This window comes from uncultured Microbacterium sp. (assembly GCF_937927635.1).
GTDB lineage: Bacteria > Actinomycetota > Actinomycetes > Actinomycetales > Microbacteriaceae > Microbacterium.
Genome location: NZ_CALBRW010000015.1, coordinates 26,616 through 40,990 on the forward strand (window position 1 = coordinate 26,616; position 14,375 = coordinate 40,990).

The 14,375-nt window shown below is 71.1% G+C and carries 15 protein-coding genes; 12 read left to right on the plus strand and 3 right to left on the minus strand.

Annotation, left to right across the window (positions count from 1 at the left end; translation table 11 throughout):
* Window positions 1-236 precede the first annotated feature (236 nt).
* The 4 genes from Q0568_RS04460 to Q0568_RS04475 are packed head-to-tail and all read left to right on the plus strand — an operon-like array spanning window position 237 to window position 3,641.
* A complete protein-coding gene (locus tag Q0568_RS04460) occupies window positions 237-638 on the plus strand; it encodes a hypothetical protein (RefSeq protein WP_298862887.1) in 402 nt (133 codons plus the stop codon).
* Window positions 639-686: 48 nt separating this feature from the next.
* Window positions 687-1,748: a PLP-dependent cysteine synthase family protein gene (locus Q0568_RS04465; protein ID WP_298862890.1), complete on the plus strand. Its 1,062-nt coding sequence runs from the start codon at window positions 687-689 to the stop codon at window positions 1,746-1,748.
* Between the two features lie 4 nt (window positions 1,749-1,752).
* Entirely contained in the window at window positions 1,753-2,262 is a 510-nt protein-coding gene (locus Q0568_RS04470) for an ACT domain-containing protein (RefSeq protein ID WP_298862893.1), read from the plus strand.
* A complete protein-coding gene (locus Q0568_RS04475; protein ID WP_298862895.1) occupies window positions 2,259-3,641 on the plus strand; it encodes an FAD-linked oxidase C-terminal domain-containing protein in 1,383 nt (460 codons plus the stop codon). The genes Q0568_RS04470 and Q0568_RS04475 overlap by 4 nt, the downstream gene beginning before the upstream one ends.
* Window positions 3,642-3,665: 24 nt before the next feature.
* Here Q0568_RS04475 and Q0568_RS04480 read toward each other — a convergent pair whose 3' ends face one another.
* Window positions 3,666-4,679: an aldo/keto reductase family protein gene (locus Q0568_RS04480; protein WP_298862898.1), complete on the minus strand. Its 1,014-nt coding sequence runs from the start codon at window positions 4,677-4,679 to the stop codon at window positions 3,666-3,668.
* Between the two features lie 58 nt (window positions 4,680-4,737).
* Here Q0568_RS04480 and Q0568_RS04485 point away from each other — a divergent pair, with 58 nt between their 5' ends.
* The 6 genes from Q0568_RS04485 to Q0568_RS04510 all read left to right on the plus strand — a co-directional run bounded on the left by Q0568_RS04485 (window position 4,738) and on the right by Q0568_RS04510 (window position 9,959).
* Window positions 4,738-5,397: a response regulator transcription factor gene (locus Q0568_RS04485; RefSeq protein ID WP_298862901.1), complete on the plus strand. Its 660-nt coding sequence runs from the start codon at window positions 4,738-4,740 to the stop codon at window positions 5,395-5,397.
* The gene (locus Q0568_RS04490; RefSeq protein ID WP_298862904.1) at window positions 5,394-6,389 is read left to right on the plus strand and encodes a HAMP domain-containing sensor histidine kinase; all 996 of its coding nucleotides are present in this window, start codon (window positions 5,394-5,396) and stop codon (window positions 6,387-6,389) included. Before Q0568_RS04485 ends, Q0568_RS04490 begins: the two co-directional genes overlap by 4 nt.
* A 96-nt stretch (window positions 6,390-6,485) precedes the next feature.
* Window positions 6,486-7,094, plus strand: coding sequence for a hypothetical protein (locus Q0568_RS04495; RefSeq protein ID WP_298862907.1), 609 nt, complete (start codon window positions 6,486-6,488; stop codon window positions 7,092-7,094).
* An 87-nt stretch (window positions 7,095-7,181) separates the two neighbouring features.
* Window positions 7,182-8,600, plus strand: a complete 1,419-nt coding sequence (locus Q0568_RS04500) for a ferredoxin reductase family protein (protein WP_298862911.1) — start codon at window positions 7,182-7,184, stop codon at window positions 8,598-8,600.
* A gap of 31 nt (window positions 8,601-8,631) precedes the next feature.
* Window positions 8,632-9,183 carry an FMN-binding protein gene (locus Q0568_RS04505; RefSeq protein ID WP_366941345.1) on the plus strand — a complete coding sequence of 184 codons (552 nt, stop codon included), beginning with the start codon at window positions 8,632-8,634 and terminating at the stop codon, window positions 9,181-9,183.
* Complete coding sequence (locus Q0568_RS04510; RefSeq protein WP_298862914.1) at window positions 9,180-9,959, plus strand: FAD:protein FMN transferase; 780 nt, start codon at window positions 9,180-9,182, stop codon at window positions 9,957-9,959. Before Q0568_RS04505 ends, Q0568_RS04510 begins: the two co-directional genes overlap by 4 nt.
* Window positions 9,960-9,964: 5 nt before the next feature.
* Here the strand turns inward: Q0568_RS04510 and Q0568_RS04515 are convergent, their stop codons facing one another.
* Together Q0568_RS04515 and rlmN are read right to left on the minus strand one after the other, a co-directional pair.
* A complete protein-coding gene (locus Q0568_RS04515; RefSeq protein WP_298862917.1) occupies window positions 9,965-11,545 on the minus strand; it encodes a DUF4407 domain-containing protein in 1,581 nt (526 codons plus the stop codon).
* 78 nt (window positions 11,546-11,623) lie between these two features.
* A complete protein-coding gene (gene rlmN, locus Q0568_RS04520) occupies window positions 11,624-12,886 on the minus strand; it encodes a 23S rRNA (adenine(2503)-C(2))-methyltransferase RlmN (RefSeq protein WP_298862920.1) in 1,263 nt (420 codons plus the stop codon).
* 111 nt (window positions 12,887-12,997) lie between these two features.
* On the opposite strand from rlmN, the gene Q0568_RS04525 reads away from it, so the two are divergent.
* Window positions 12,998-13,636, plus strand: coding sequence for a bifunctional 4-hydroxy-2-oxoglutarate aldolase/2-dehydro-3-deoxy-phosphogluconate aldolase (locus Q0568_RS04525; RefSeq protein ID WP_298862923.1), 639 nt, complete (start codon window positions 12,998-13,000; stop codon window positions 13,634-13,636).
* Window positions 13,633-14,364, plus strand: a complete 732-nt coding sequence (locus tag Q0568_RS04530; RefSeq protein ID WP_298862926.1) for a sulfite exporter TauE/SafE family protein — start codon at window positions 13,633-13,635, stop codon at window positions 14,362-14,364. The genes Q0568_RS04525 and Q0568_RS04530 overlap by 4 nt, the downstream gene beginning before the upstream one ends.
* The last annotated feature ends 11 nt before the right edge of the window (window positions 14,365-14,375 follow it).

Genomic DNA, 14,375 nt, shown 5'->3' on the forward strand with positions numbered 1-14,375 from the left:
GACGCACCGGCATACGGGACGGCTGCGACACAGCCATACGGAGCACACCCCGGCGTCCCGGCCGTACCGCCTCCCGGCGCGCCCATGCCTTCAGCACCGTACGGTTCAGCACCGTACGGTGCTCACCCGACCGCAACGGGACCCGCGCAATACGCACCGCAACCGCCGTACGCCGCGCACTCCTCTCCTGCTGCTCCGCCGCACCCCACGCCGGCCCGCAGCTGCCTCCGCCTCCGGTGTGGGGCGGTCAGCCGCAGGCGCCCGCGAAACCGGCATCCGGCTCCGCGCGCTGGGTGACGCCGGCCATCATCCTCGCGATCACCGCGGGCGTCATCGTGCTGGTCGTGCTGATCAGCAGTCTGCTGGCCACCGGCATCTTCACGAGCCCTCGCCAGAGCGCCCCCGATGAGCCCGTGGCCACGACACCCGCCGTGCCCTCGGACGAGACCGCCGCCGACGGCGACATCATCGCCGATCCGGCCACCATCGCCGAGCAGCTGCAGGCGAAGATCGATGCCTATCGCGATGCACGCAAGGACGGCTCGCTGTGGAAGAGGCTGGAGCACACCGATTTCAACGACACAGCCGTGAGCGCCTACCTGTTCTTCCTCACCGACATGCAGGTCGCGGCGACGTAGGGCGGTTTCACCGACAACTGACCGGGGGCGCGCCGGTACGCTCGAGTCATGAGTGAATGGGTCAGTTCCGCCATCCGAGTCCTGGAGGCGGACGCCAACCGCTCCGCCGACACGCATCTGCACCTGTTCCCCCTGCCGGCCGACTGGGGCATCGACCTGTACCTGAAGGACGAGTCCGTGCACCCCACCGGCTCGCTCAAGCATCGGCTGGCGCGCTCGCTGATCCTGTACGGCCTGGTCAACGGGCTCATCGACGAGGGCACGACGCTCGTGGAGTCCTCCAGCGGCTCCACCGCCGTGTCCGAGGCGTACTTCGCGCGGATGCTGGGACTGGACTTCGTCACGGTCGTGCCGCGCTCCACCAGCCAGGAGAAGATCGACCTCATCGAGTTCTATGGCGGCAGCTGCCACCTGGTCGAGCATGCGTCGGAGATCTCGGCGGAGGCCCGCCGGCTGGCATCCGAGTGCGGCGGCCACTACCTCGACCAGTTCACCTATGCCGAGCGCGCCACCGACTGGCGCGGCAACAACAACATCGCCGAGAGCGTGTTCAGCCAGCTGGCACAGGAACGGCATCCGATCCCCCGCTGGATCGTCGTCGGCGCCGGAACCGGCGGCACCAGCGCCACCTTCGGCCGCTACGTGCGCTATCGCCGGCATGCCACGCAGGTGGCCGTGGTCGACCCGGAGGGGTCGGCCTTCTACGCCGGCTGGAAGGGCGATGCGGATGCCACGGGCGCGCCCTCCCGCATCGAGGGCATCGGGCGCCCTCGTGTGGAGGCGTCGTTCGTGCCGAGCGTGATCGACGAGATGATCCAGGTGCCGGATGCCGCCTCCGTCGCCGCCATCCGGCTGCTGCGCGAGCGCACCCTGCACTGGGCGGGCGGCTCGACGGGCACCAACCTGTACGGCGCTTTCGAGCTGATCTCGCGCATGCGGGATGCCGGCGAGACCGGCAGCGTGGTCACGCTGATCTGCGACGGCGGTGCGCGCTACGCCGAGACCTACTATTCCGACGAGTGGGTGGTCGCGCAGGGCTGGGATCTGGCCCCGCACCGCGAGCGCATGGAGCGGTTCCTCACCGGCGGCGCCTGGGGCCAGCTACGCTGAGCGCATGACCACGCTCATCCTCACGGTCGCGGGAGCGGATCGCCCCGGACTCGTCTCCGCCGTCGCGGAGCTCACCGGCGCCTACGGGTGCAACTGGGAGAACAGCAGCCTCGCCGAGCTCGCGGGCACGTTCGCGGGCGTCATCCAGCTGACCGTCGCCGACGACCGCGTCGACGAGCTGCGCGAGGCGCTGCGCGGGCTGGACGGGATGCTGGCGGTCACCGTCAGCACCGGCGCCGACGTCGACGCGCCCGCCGTGGAGCGCCGCGTCTCGGTGACCGTGCTGGGAGATGATCGCCCCGGCATCGTGCGCGAGGTCACCGGGGTGCTCAGCAGCCATGCGCTGAGCATCCAGAGCATGACCACGCAGACGCGGGACGCGGCGATGGCCGGCGGCCGGCTGTTCGAGTCCGCCGTCACGGCGACCATGCCGGCATCCGTCGACCTGGAGGCGCTGCGCGCCGACATCGAGCAGCTCACCCACGATCTGCAGGTGGACATCGCAGAAGCATGAGCAGTGTCGACACCGTCATCGCAGACCTGATCGACGCGCTCCCCGAGGGCGCCGTGATCACCAACCCGGACTCCCTGGAGGCCTACCGGCGCGATCGCGCTGAGGACCCGGATGCCGGCACCCCGCTGGCCGTGGTGCGAGCCACCAGCACCGAGGACGTGCAGGCCGCCGTGCGCATCGCCGCGCGCGAGGGCGTGGGGATCGTGCCGCGCGGTGCGGGCTCGGGCCTGTCCGGCGGATCGTCCGCCGTGGACGGCGCCATCGTGATCTCGCTGGAGCGGATGCGCGAGATCCGCATCGACCCGGCGCTGCAGATGGCGGTCGTGCAGCCGGGCGCGTTCAACGCGGAGGTGAAGGCCGCGGCATCCGAGCACGGCCTGTGGTACCCGCCTGACCCCTCGTCGCAGGCGTTCTGCTCGATCGGGGGCAACATCGCCACCAACGCCGGCGGCCTGTGCTGCGTGAAGTACGGCGTGACCACCGACTACGTCCTGGGTATGACGGTGGTGCTGGCCGACGGTCGTGCGATCACGCTCGGCGGGCCGCGCCTGAAGGACGTGGCGGGCCTGTCGCTCACCAAGCTGTTCGTCGGCAGCGAGGGCACGCTGGGCATCGTCACCGAGGCGACGCTGCGCCTGGTGCCCGCGCAGCGCACGCCCACCACGCTGGTCGCGGTCTTCCCGACCGTGGCCGGTGCGATCCAGACCGTCGTCGACATCAAGGCCGCCATGCGCCCGTCGATGCTGGAGTTCATGGACCAGATCACCATCAACGCCGTCGAGGACATGCTGCGGATGGACCTGGACCGGGATGCCGCCGCCATGCTCATCGTGCAGTCCGACGAGCCGGCCGAGGTCGCCGAGGCGCAGATCGCGACCATCGAGCAGACCTGCGGGCTGCACGGCGCCACCGAGCTGTACGCCACCAGCGACCCCGACGAGAGCGAGGCGCTCATCGAGGCACGGCGTCAGGCCATCCCCGCGATGGAGAAGCGCGGGGCCATGCTGCTGGAGGACGTCGGAGTGCCGCTGCCCCGGCTCGGCGACCTGATCGAGGGCATGCGGCAGATCGCCGAGCAGCGCGGCATCGAGATCGCCGTGGTCGCGCACGCCGGCGACGGCAACACGCATCCGCTGATCGTGCTGGATCCCGAGGATGCCACCCAGCGCGCCCAGGCCGATCTCGCCTTCGGCGAGGTGATGGCCCTGGCCATCGGACTGGGCGGCACGATCACCGGCGAGCACGGTGTGGGGCGCCTGAAGCAGCCCTGGCTGGCGGACTACCTCGGCGACGACGTGCTGGAGCTGAACCTGCGCATCAAGAAGGCGCTCGACCCGCAGAACATCCTCAACCCCGGCGCGATGTTCGGCCGGGGCTGACCGAAGCCGGCCCCGGCCGGCACCTCAGACCAGGCGGCGCTTCGGCGACACCGAGTACGTGTCCTCGACATCGGTGTTCGCGACGCCCGCGAGGGCGGCATCGATGGCTGCCATGACGTCGGCATCCAGCGTCACGCCGGAGGCCTTGACGGTCTCGGCCAGCTGCTCCGGGCGCGAGGCACCCACCAGCGCGGCTGCGACGTTCTCGTTCTGCAGCACCCAGGCGATGGCCAGCTGCGGCATCGTCAGACCGGCCTCGGCGGCGATGGGCTTGAGCTTCTGCACGGCGGTGAGGATGTCGTCCTTCAGCAGCCGCTCGATGAAGTGCGCACCGGAGTGCGGGTCGGTGGCACGCGAGCCATCGGGCACGGGCTGACCGGGCAGGTACTTGCCGCTGAGCACGCCCTGCGCCATGGGCGACCAGACGATCTGCGAGATGCCGAGCGACTGGGACGTCGGGACGACCTTGCCCTCGATCACGCGGTGCAGCATGGAGTACTGCGGCTGGTTCGACACCAGCTGGATGCCCAACTGCACGGCCAGGTCGTGGCCCGCGCGCAGCTGCTCTGCGGTCCACTCCGAGACGCCGATGTACAGCGCCTTGCCCGCGCGCACCACGTCGGCGAACGCCTGCATGGTCTCCTCGAGCGGAGTCTCGTAGTCGTAGCGGTGCGCCTGGTACAGGTCGACGTACTCCACGCCGAGGCGCGTGAGCGACCCGTCGATGGACTCGCGGATGTGCTTGCGGCTCAGACCGGTGTCGTTGGGGCCCTTCGGGCCGGTCGGGAAGTACACCTTCGTGAAGATCTCCAGGCCGGCGCGGCGCTGCCCGGCGAGAGCCTTGCCGAGCACGACCTCGGCGGCCGTGTTGGCATAGGTGTCGGCGGTGTCGAAGGTGGTGATGCCGGCATCCAGAGCGGCGTGCACCGTCGAGATCGCGGCGGAGTCGTCGATCTGAGACGCGTGAGTGACCCAGTTGCCGTAGGTGATCTCAGAGACCTTGAGACCGCTGTTGCCGAGATAGCGATAGTTGACCATGGTCCAACGCTATCCGCTCACAGCCCGCACTGTTCGCGCGTCTGCCACACTTGTCGCCATGTCCACGCTGCCGCGCCTGCTGTACGTCGAGGACGAGGCCGAGGCCGCCGCGATCGTCGTGGAGATGCTCTCGGACGAGTACCTCGTCGACCACGCGCGCACCGGCGAGGAGGGCCTCGAGCGCGCCCTCGGGCATCGCTACGACGTGATGGTCGTGGACCGTCGGCTGCCAGGGATGTCGGGTGCCGAGCTGCTGCAGGCGGTGCGCACCGCGCACATCGCGACCCCCGCGATCATGCTCACGGCGCTGGGCACCGTGGCCGATCGGATCAGCGGGCTGGATGCCGGCGCCGACGACTATCTGCTCAAGCCCTTCGACTTCGACGAGCTGCGCGCCCGGCTGCGCGCGCTGCGGCGGGGCCGTGGCGCCGGCACGCGACGGGAGATCGGCGACTGGCTGTTCTCGACGACCTCCCTCGCGCTGTACGCGCCCGACGGCGACCGCGTCGCGCTGACCCAGGCCGAGGCCGATCTGCTGGAGCTGCTGACCTCGAGCCCCGAGCACGTGTTCTCCCGCGACGAGATCGTCGCCGACGTGTTCCCCGGCGGCTCAGCGGGCACGGTGGACGCCTACGTGCACTACATCCGCCGCAAGTCCACCCCCGAGATCATCGACACCGTGCGCGCGCACGGCTACCGCAGCGGGATGCCGCGATGAGCGCCCGCTCGGAACGCGCCGTCGCGGCCGATAAAGCCCGCGTGCAGCGCTCGGCGCTGCGGACGGGCCTGTGGGTGGGCATCGCCTCGGCCGCCGTCGTGGCCGTGGTCACGATCACGATCATCACCACGCTGCTGACGGCATCGCGACCCCGCCCGCACCAGCCGTTCGGGCGGCCCGGCGAGCCCCGCGGCGACCGCATCCTGGATCTGGACGACGTGCTGCCGGTGGTGATCGTGATGGGCGTCGTGGGCGTGCTGCTGCTGGGGGTGATCGCCTGGTACGCGTCGCGCCGGGCGTCCCAGCCCCTGGCGGAGGCGCTGAGCGTGCAGCGCGCGTTCGTCGCGGATGCCAGCCACGAGCTGCGCACGCCGCTGACCACCCTGAACAGCCGCATCCAGCTGGCCGAGCACCGGCTGCGGCAGGGCGAGGACGTCACGCCGGTCCTCGCCGACCTGCGCCGGGATGCCGTGGTGATGGATGCCGTGCTCACCGACCTGCTGCTGGCGGCGGAGTCCGCCGGTACGAAGGAGTCGGATGCCTCCGCCTCGGCATCTGTGGGAAAGGCGCTGCGCGATGCGGCGGCGGTCATCGCGCCGAAGGGAGCCGAGCGCGGGGTGCGCGTTCAGGTCGACGCCTCCGGGGAGCTTCAGGTCGCTGCGGAGCCGACCGCGCTGATGCGGGCGGTGATCGCGCTGCTCGACAACGCCGTGCGCTACAGCCCCGACGATGCGATCGTTCAGGTCACCGCGACCGCGACCGCGCACCGGGCCGAGATCCGGGTGTCCGACCGGGGCCCGGGGCTGGGCGATATGGACTCGTCGAGGATCTTCGAGCGGTTCGCCCGCTCCACGGCATCCGCCGAGCGTCGCGGGTTCGGGTTGGGACTCGCGCTGGTGCGCGATGTCGCGAACAGGTTCGGCGGATCAGTGCGCGTGGAGGAGTCCTCGCCGTCGGGCACGACGTTCCTGCTCGAGCTGCCGCTGCGCTGAGTCGTCTCCTGGGAATCGTCGATCCGAAAGCTATGAGAACGGCGGGGCGGGCCGATTCTTGGTGCTGTCTTGGCGGACGCGCGGGACAGTCATGCCATGACCGATCACAGCGAGAACACACCAGACCAGAGCGGAGTCCCCGCCGAGAGCGTCCCCGATGCGACGGCCGCGAACGCAGCCTCCGTCGCGAGCGGGGGCACGGCCGAGACCACGCCGATCCCCGAAGCGGCGCCGACGCAGGCTCTGCCCCCTCAGGCACCGCCGGCTCAGGCTCTGCCTCCTCAGGCACCGCCGGCGGCGGCCGCACCTGCGGCGGCCCTGCCCGTGGCACCGGCCGCCGTCGCCACCGCGACACCGGCCAAGCCGTTCTGGAGCCGCACCGGCACGAGGATCGGCGCCGGCATCGCCGGCGGCCTGGTCGTGCTGATGGTGGGCTTCGGCGGAGGCTGGCTCGCCCACGGCGAGCTGCGCCCGGGCTTCGGCATGCACGAGCAGGCCTGGGGTCACGGCGACCGCGGCCCGATGCGCGGCGACTCCGGCGGTCAGAACGGACCACGCGGGGGCCAGGGCTTCGGCAACGGCCAGAACGACGGCGGACAGCGGTTCGGCGACGGCCAGAACGGCACGAACGGCCAGAACGGCACCGACGGTTCCAACGGCACGGACGGCACCGTCCCCGACCCGAGCAGCACGCCCGGCTCCTGACTCCGGGCTGCGATCCCGCCGTCGTCGCTCCGACGCGGGATCGCACCCCGGCACCCCAGCCGTCCACGATCGCCTCTGGAGCACACCATGGCCGCCATCGCCCTCCCCCGCGAAGCGATTCGACGGGATGCCCGAGACAGGGCATCCCGTCGCCGCCGGACCGATGCCTGGAACCTCGGCGCGAGCGTCGTCGTCTGGGGCACCTGCCTGCATGTCGCAGCGCTGTGGGTCTCAGGCGGCGGCATCCAGGCGCTCGTGACCGGCGGCGGCGAGGCGCTCGACGCGCTGGGCCGGATCACCGGCCTGGTCTCGGCGAACCTCCTGCTGCTGCAGGTGCTGCTGATGGCGCGCGTGCCGCTCTTCGAGCGGGGCTTCACGCACGACGGCATCACCCGCCTGCACCGGCTGGTGGGGTTCTGGTCGTTCGCCCTGATGCTCGCGCACATCGTGCTGCAGACGCTCGGCTATGCCGCCGACGCGAAGCTGAACCCGCTCGTGCAGCTGTGGCAGTTCGTCGTCGACTACCCGGGCATGCTGCTCGCGACCGCCGGCACGGCGCTGGTGATCCTCGTGGCCGTGACGTCGATGCGGCGAGCGCGTCGGCGGCTGCGCTACGAGTCCTGGCATCTGCTGCACCTGTACGGCTACCTGGGCGCCGGGCTGGCTCTGCCGCACCAGTTGTGGACGGGTGCTGACTTCACGGCATCCGCGGCGGCCACCTGGTTCTGGTGGAGCCTGTGGATCCTCACCCTCGTCGCCGTCATCGTCTATCGCCTGCTCGTGCCGCTGGTGGTCTCCCGCCGGCATCTGCTGCGGGTGGCGAGCGTGACCCGCGACGGCGCGGACGGCGTGACCGTGCGGATGCGCGGGCAAGGGCTCGCACGACTGGGAGCGCGTCCGGGCCAGTTCTTCGTCTGGCGCTTCCTGGCCGGCCCCGGCTGGACGCGCGGCCACCCGTTCTCACTGTCGGCGGCACCCGTAGACGACGAGCTGACCATCTCTGCCCGCCTCGCCGGCGACGGCAGCAGGCGCCTCGCCTCGCTGCGCCCCGGCACGCGGGTGCTGGTCGAAGGCCCCTACGGCGGATTCACCGGTGAGCGCAGGCGGGCACGGCGGATGCTGCTGCTGGGCGCAGGCGCGGGAGTCACCCCGCTGGTGTCGCTGCTGGAGGGCGAGGACTACGCACCCGGCGAGGCGGTGATCGTCACCCGCGACACGCGCCCCGAGGTGGCGCTGCGCACGGATGCCCTGGCTGCGCTGGTGCGCGACCGGGGCGTGCAGCACATCGCGCTGCCCGGTCGGCGCGCGGCATCCGGAGCCACCTGGCTGCCCGAGTCGCACGCCGGCTGGAGCGGCGCCGACGCCCTGCGCCACCTGGCGCCCGTGGTCGAGGATCACGACGCGTACGTGTGCGGTCCGCCGGAGTGGACGGATGCCGTGATCCGCGACCTGCGCGCGGCGGGTTTCGCCGCTTCGCACATCCACCGTGAGGCCTACGGAGTCTGAGCGCTCGAGAAGACGGATCGAGGAGAGAATCATGGACAAGCCGATGAAGCGCATCGCCTACGCGATGCTGGCCACCGTCAGCGGAGTGGTGCTGCTGTTCAGTTATCGCACCTCCACCGGAGCTGCGATCCCGACAGCGGATGCCGTGGTCGGCACCGGCTCGACCACCAGCAGCGCACCGGCGACAGGGTCGACCGGGTCGTCGTCGGACTCCGGCGGGACGACCGGCACCGGCTCCTCCAGCTCGGGCGACTCATCCGGCGCGTCCGGCTCCTCAGTATCCGGCACCGCCTCGAGCGGGTTGAAGGACGGCACGTACACGGGCCAGTCCGCGAACACCCGCTACGGCCCCGTGCAGGTGCAGGTGCAGATCAGCGGCGGGAGGATCTCGTCGGTGGACGTGGTCGAGTACCCCACGCAGAGCCCACGGGACCGCGAGATCAACCAGCAGGCCGTGCCGATGCTGGTCAGCGAGACCACGGCCGCGCAGTCCGCGCAGATCGACCTGATCTCCGGCGCCACGTACACCAGCCAGGGGTACGCGCAGTCGCTGCAGAGCGCGCTGGATCAGGCGCAGTCATGACAGCGCGGCAGGTGCGGGTGTGCCCTGTGATGGGCACGGTCGCCAGCATCCATGTGATCGGACGTGCGGATGCCGTTGCGCTCGAGCACGCGGTGGACGGAGCCTTCGGGCTGCTGCGCCGTGCAGACCGGGTGTTCTCGATGTACGACGAGCAGTCCGACATCCGCCGGATCGCCCGTGGCGAGCTGACCGTCGCCGCCGCCGACCCCTGGGTGCGCGAGGTTTCCGACGCCTGCGACGGGGCGGAGTTCGAGACCCGTGGCCTGTTCAGCGCGCACCTCGGCGGCGCCTTCGACCCGACCGGATGCGTGAAGGGCTGGGCGGCCGAGCGCGCGCTCCGCGAGCATCTGGCGCCGCTGCTCTCGGAGCCTGCCGTGCAGGCCGTGGGCCTGGACGTCGGCGGAGACCTGCAGGTGCTCACGGCCGAATCCTCCGACTGGACGTGGAACATCGGCATCGTCGATCCCACCGATCGCACTCGGGTGCTGGCGACCGTGCCGGTGCGCAACGGCGCCGTGGCGACCTCCGGAAGCGCGGAGCGCGGTGCGCACATCATCGACCCGCGCACGGGGCGGCCGGCCACCGGCATCCGCTCCGCCACCGTCATCGCACCGGGCCTCACCCGCGCCGACGTCTGGGCGACGGCGGCGGTCGTCGCGGGCGACGACCTGTCGTGGATCTCACGCGCGCCCGACACGTCCGGTCTGCTGGTCGACGACGCCGGTGGCGTCCACCGCTGGATCGCCGGCGTGACCGTCGACGTCCAGCCCGCCTGACGGGCTCAGACCGAGACGGACTCGCGCATGTCGGCGCGGGTGAGCGGCACTGTCGGGGCGCCGCCCGCTGGGTCGGATGCCGGGGACGGAGCGGATGTCGGGGATGCAGCCCCCGCGCTCACGATCGCCGCGCGGTCGCGGAAGCCCTCGGCGCTGACCCGATCCAACTCGACCTGCTTGCGGATGGCGGCGGTCTTCTCGTACAGCGACTCGTCGCCGTAGCTGGTGAGCACCTTCACCAGCACCGGCAGCAGCTCGATCATGAAGAACAGCGCCGCGATCAGCCAGTGCGCCCAGAGAATGGTCGGCTCCTTGGCGGAGAGCCTGTTCAGCCCCGAGATCTGACTGAGCAGCCCCACCGCGCCGGCGTTGCCGGCGGCGACCGCGTCAGCGCGGGCGTTGTAGGCGGCCAGCGCCTGATCGTAGGTCTTCTTCGCCGCAGGCAGCTGGTCCTTCGCCTGCTGGCGGTTGGTGGTCTCGGATGCCGTGGCGTTCTGCTTCGCAGCACCCTCGGCGGTGTTCAGATCGGCGTTGGCCGAGCGCAGCTGGGCGGCCAGTGCGTCATAGGTCTGCTGGGCGGCGGCCAGCTGCGCCTTGGCGGCATCCGAGCTGGAGCCCTGGCCGTTCACGCCCGTGCAGCCGGGCACGGTGCCGGCGCCCTCGCCGGTCAGCTCGCACTGGTACAGGGTGCGCGCGGTGTCGATGACCTTCTGCTGCTCGGCCATCTTGGTGGTGATGTCGTCGACGGTGGACTGCGCGGCGGCGGTCGAGGCGGAGCCGGATGCCGTTCCCGCGACGATGCCGGTGGCGGCCTGGTTCTCCAGAACCGCGACGCGCTTGGTGGCGGCATCCAGTGCCTTCTTCTCCGGTCCCTTCTCCAGCGCGGTCTGGTCGGACTGCGACTGGGTGATGTTGGTGGCGGCCACCTCGCGGGCGATGTCGTTGTGGAACACCTGCAGCACGAGCGGCTCGGCGACCAGGAACCCGATCAGCGCGGCCATGGCCACGCGCGGCAGTGCCAGGGCGATGAGCTTGCCCACGCTGCGGGTCGAGGACATGGTCGCGGTGAGGAACCGGTCGAGGTTGAAGATCAGCACCATCCACACCAGGGCCAGCGGCAGCGCCAGCCAGGCCAGCAGCTGCACGCCGGTGGTGAGAGCGAAGAACATCGAGATGGCCGAGACCAGCGCGGTGCCGAGCAGCACGAAGAACATCTGCACGAACCGCGGCGTCTCGCCGGGCACGCGGTCGAGGATCGCGCCCTCGGCGCCGCCGAGGATGGCCATCGTGCGCAGCCGCGAACCCGGCGTGCGCTCGCGCTTCGGACGGAGCGCGCGCCGCGGCTTGGGAGCCTTGGCCGGCTTCGCCTCCGGCGCCGCAACAGGCTCCGGCTCGGCGGGAAGCGGCTCGATGACCTCAGTGGGGTGCGTCACAGCATCCGTCACCGTCTCCGCGCTCCCGCGCGGCTCGAAACTGCGCAGGAAGTCGAGGTCGTCGTCGCTCACCGAGCCGTCGGGGGCGTCGGTCTCGAACGAGATCCGCCCCTGCGAATCCATCCGACCAGGGCGATGCGCGGAATAGGACATCCTTCGAGATTAGGAAACCCCGGCTGTGCAGCCGCCGGACGATCCCTGCGAACGGCTCCCAGGAACGAGAGGCAGGGATCAGGCCATCGCGGCTGCGGCGACCTCGTCCTCGGTGGTGGCCACCAGCTGGCCGCAGGCCCCGTCGATCTCCTTGCCGCGGGTGTCGCGCAGGGTGGTCGGGATGCCGGCATCGTTGAGCCTGCGCACGAACTCGTTCTGCACGTCGACCTCGGATGCGGTCCAGATCGAGCCCGGCGTCGGGTTCAGCGGGATCGGGTTCACGTGCACCCAGCCGCGGCCGCGGGCGTTCAGCTTCTCGGCCAGCAGGTCGGCTCGCCAGGCGTGGTCGTTCATGTCCTTGATGAGCGCGTACTCGATGGACACGCGGCGCCCGGTCTTCTCGAAGTACTCGCGCGCGGCATCCAGCGCCTCGTCGACCTTCCAGCGGGAGTTGACCGGGATCAGCTCGTCGCGCAACTGGTCGTCGGGAGCGTGCAGCGACAGCGCGAACGTCACCGGGATGTGCTCGTCGGCGAGCTTGCGGATGGCGGGCACCAGGCCGACCGTGGAGACCGTGATGCCACGGGCGCTCATGCCCAGACCGTTCGGCTGCGGCTCGACCATCACGCGCACGGCATCCATCACGCGCTTGTAGTTGGCCAGCGGCTCGCCCATGCCCATGAACACGATGTTGCTCACGCGCTCCATGGAGTGGTCGCTGGAGCGCTTGCCGCCCAGCTCGCCGTTCGCGATCACGCGGTTGGCGCGCACGACCTGCTCGATGATCTCGGCCGTGGACATGTTGCGGGTCAGGCCCGCCTGTCCGGTGGCGCAGAACGGGCAGTTCATGCCGCAGCCGGCCTGGCTCGACACGCACAGCGTGATGCGGCCCGGGTAGCGCATGAGCACCGACTCGACCAGCGCGCCGTCGTGCAGGCGCCACAGGAACTTGATGGTGTCGCCGCGATCGGTCGTCAGGCGCCGCACCTCGGTCATCAGCGGGGGCAGCATGCCGGCGACGAACTCCTCGCGCTGCTCAGCCGGGAGATCGGTCATCAGCGCGGGGTCGGACGTGTAGTGCGTGAAGTAGTGCGTGGCGAGCTGCTTGGCGCGGAAGCCGGGCATGCCGAGTTCCTTCACCATCTCCACGCGCTGCTCGGGCGTCATGTCGGCCAGGTGCACCGGCGGCTTGCCGCGCTTGGGGCTGGCGAACTGCAGCAGCGGCCGCCCCTCGGCATCCTTCTTCTGGGTCCACCCCTCCGTCGCCGGGCGCACCTGGGGTGCGCGAGTGGAGCGCACGGGCGTGCTGCGGGCAGGCGGAGTCCTATCGGATGCGGGCATGAGTCAAGGGTACGGCGTGTCGCCCGCGAGCGGCCTGGGTGCCCGGCATCCGACCCGCTTTGTCCTCACGGGCGCACGGGCAGCACAATGGAGAGGACGAACGGAGCCCCCATGACCGACCGCCTCTCCCGCACTCGCGACGCCGGCGTGCTCGCCGTGCTGCGTGCGCCCTCCCCCGAGCAGGCGCTGGATGCCGCCGAGGCCATCATCCGCGGCGGCATCCCCGGCATCGAGGTGACGTACTCCACGCCCGACGCCCCGGCCGTGATCCGCGAGCTCATCGCCCGGCACGGCGACGCGGCGTACATCGGCGCGGGCACCGTCACCACGCCCGAGCAGGCCGCGGCAGCCGCCGATGCCGGGGCCGCGTTCCTGGTCAGCCCCGGCACGCTGCCGGACCTGACCCGCGCCATGATCGACACGGGTCGTGTGGTGATGACCGGCGCGTTGACGCCCACCGAGGTGATGATCGCGCAGGGGCTCGGCGTGGACGTCGTGAAGATCTTCCCCGCGTCGCTGGGCGGACCGTCGTTCCTGAAGGCGCTGCGCGGCCCGTTCCCGGATGCCGTGCTCATGCCCACCGGCGGCGTGAAGCCCGACAACGTGGCGGACTGGTTCGCGGCCGGCGCCGTGGCGGTCGGCGCCGGCGGCGACCTGGCGAACTCGGCATCCATCGCCTCCGGCGACTGGGCCGACCTCGAGGCTCGCGCCGCCCGCTTCGCGGCGGCGCTGGCGGCTGTGCGCGGGTGATCGACCTCCCGCTCTGGGCGTGGGCGCTGCTGGCCCTGGGTGCGCTGATCGCCGGGCTCGGCAAGACCGCCGTGCCGGGTGCGTCGACCGTGTCGGTGGTGCTGCTGGCATCCGTGCTGCCCGCGCGCACCTCCACGGCGGCCATGCTGCTGCTGTTCATCGTGGGCGACGTGTTCGCCCTGACGGCCTACCGGCGGCACGCCGACTGGCGCACCCTGCTGCGCCTGGCGCCGGCCGTGATCGCCGGACTGCTGGTGGGTGCGGCGTTCCTCGCCCTCGCGGCCGACGGCCTCGTGCGCCGCACGATCGCCACCATCCTGCTGGTGATGATCGCCATCACGCTGTGGCGCCGATGGCGATCGCGCACCGCCGCGGGAGGACGCCTGGCCGCCGCCGGCTACGGGTCGCTCGCCGGCTTCACGACCATGGTCGCCAACTCCGGCGGCCCGGTGATGTCGATGTACTTCCTGGCCACGCGCACGCCGGTGAAGGTGTTCCTGGGCACCTCCGCGTGGTTCTTCGCGATCATCAACATCGTGAAGGTGCCGTTCCTGGCTGGCATCGGCTTGATCACGCCGCAGCTCCTGCTGCTGGATCTCGTGCTGGCTCCGGGCGTCGTGATCGGCGCGCTGATCGGCATCCGCATCGCCAAGCGGATGCCGCAGCAGCTGTTCGACCGGCTCGTGATCGTGCTGACGATCGTGGGCTCGGTGTATCTGCTGTTCTGAGCGGCGGGCGC

Excerpts from the sequence above, each read along its gene's own strand:
- Q0568_RS04465 (WP_298862890.1), top strand. The coding sequence starts at position 687 with ATGAGTGAATGGGTCAGTTCCGCCATCCGAGTCCTGGAGGCGGACGCC.
- Q0568_RS04470 (WP_298862893.1), top strand. The coding sequence starts at position 1,753 with ATGACCACGCTCATCCTCACGGTCGCGGGAGCGGATCGCCCCGGACTC.
- Q0568_RS04475 (WP_298862895.1), top strand. The coding sequence starts at position 2,259 with ATGAGCAGTGTCGACACCGTCATCGCAGACCTGATCGACGCGCTCCCC.
- Q0568_RS04480 (WP_298862898.1), bottom strand. The coding sequence starts at position 4,679 with ATGGTCAACTATCGCTATCTCGGCAACAGCGGTCTCAAGGTCTCTGAG.
- Q0568_RS04485 (WP_298862901.1), top strand. The coding sequence starts at position 4,738 with ATGTCCACGCTGCCGCGCCTGCTGTACGTCGAGGACGAGGCCGAGGCC.
- Q0568_RS04490 (WP_298862904.1), top strand. The coding sequence starts at position 5,394 with ATGAGCGCCCGCTCGGAACGCGCCGTCGCGGCCGATAAAGCCCGCGTG.
- Q0568_RS04495 (WP_298862907.1), top strand. The coding sequence starts at position 6,486 with ATGACCGATCACAGCGAGAACACACCAGACCAGAGCGGAGTCCCCGCC.
- Q0568_RS04500 (WP_298862911.1), top strand. The coding sequence starts at position 7,182 with ATGGCCGCCATCGCCCTCCCCCGCGAAGCGATTCGACGGGATGCCCGA.
- Q0568_RS04505 (WP_366941345.1), top strand. The coding sequence starts at position 8,632 with ATGGACAAGCCGATGAAGCGCATCGCCTACGCGATGCTGGCCACCGTC.
- Q0568_RS04510 (WP_298862914.1), top strand. The coding sequence starts at position 9,180 with ATGACAGCGCGGCAGGTGCGGGTGTGCCCTGTGATGGGCACGGTCGCC.
- Q0568_RS04515 (WP_298862917.1), bottom strand. The coding sequence starts at position 11,545 with ATGTCCTATTCCGCGCATCGCCCTGGTCGGATGGATTCGCAGGGGCGG.
- rlmN (WP_298862920.1), bottom strand. The coding sequence starts at position 12,886 with ATGCCCGCATCCGATAGGACTCCGCCTGCCCGCAGCACGCCCGTGCGC.
- Q0568_RS04525 (WP_298862923.1), top strand. The coding sequence starts at position 12,998 with ATGACCGACCGCCTCTCCCGCACTCGCGACGCCGGCGTGCTCGCCGTG.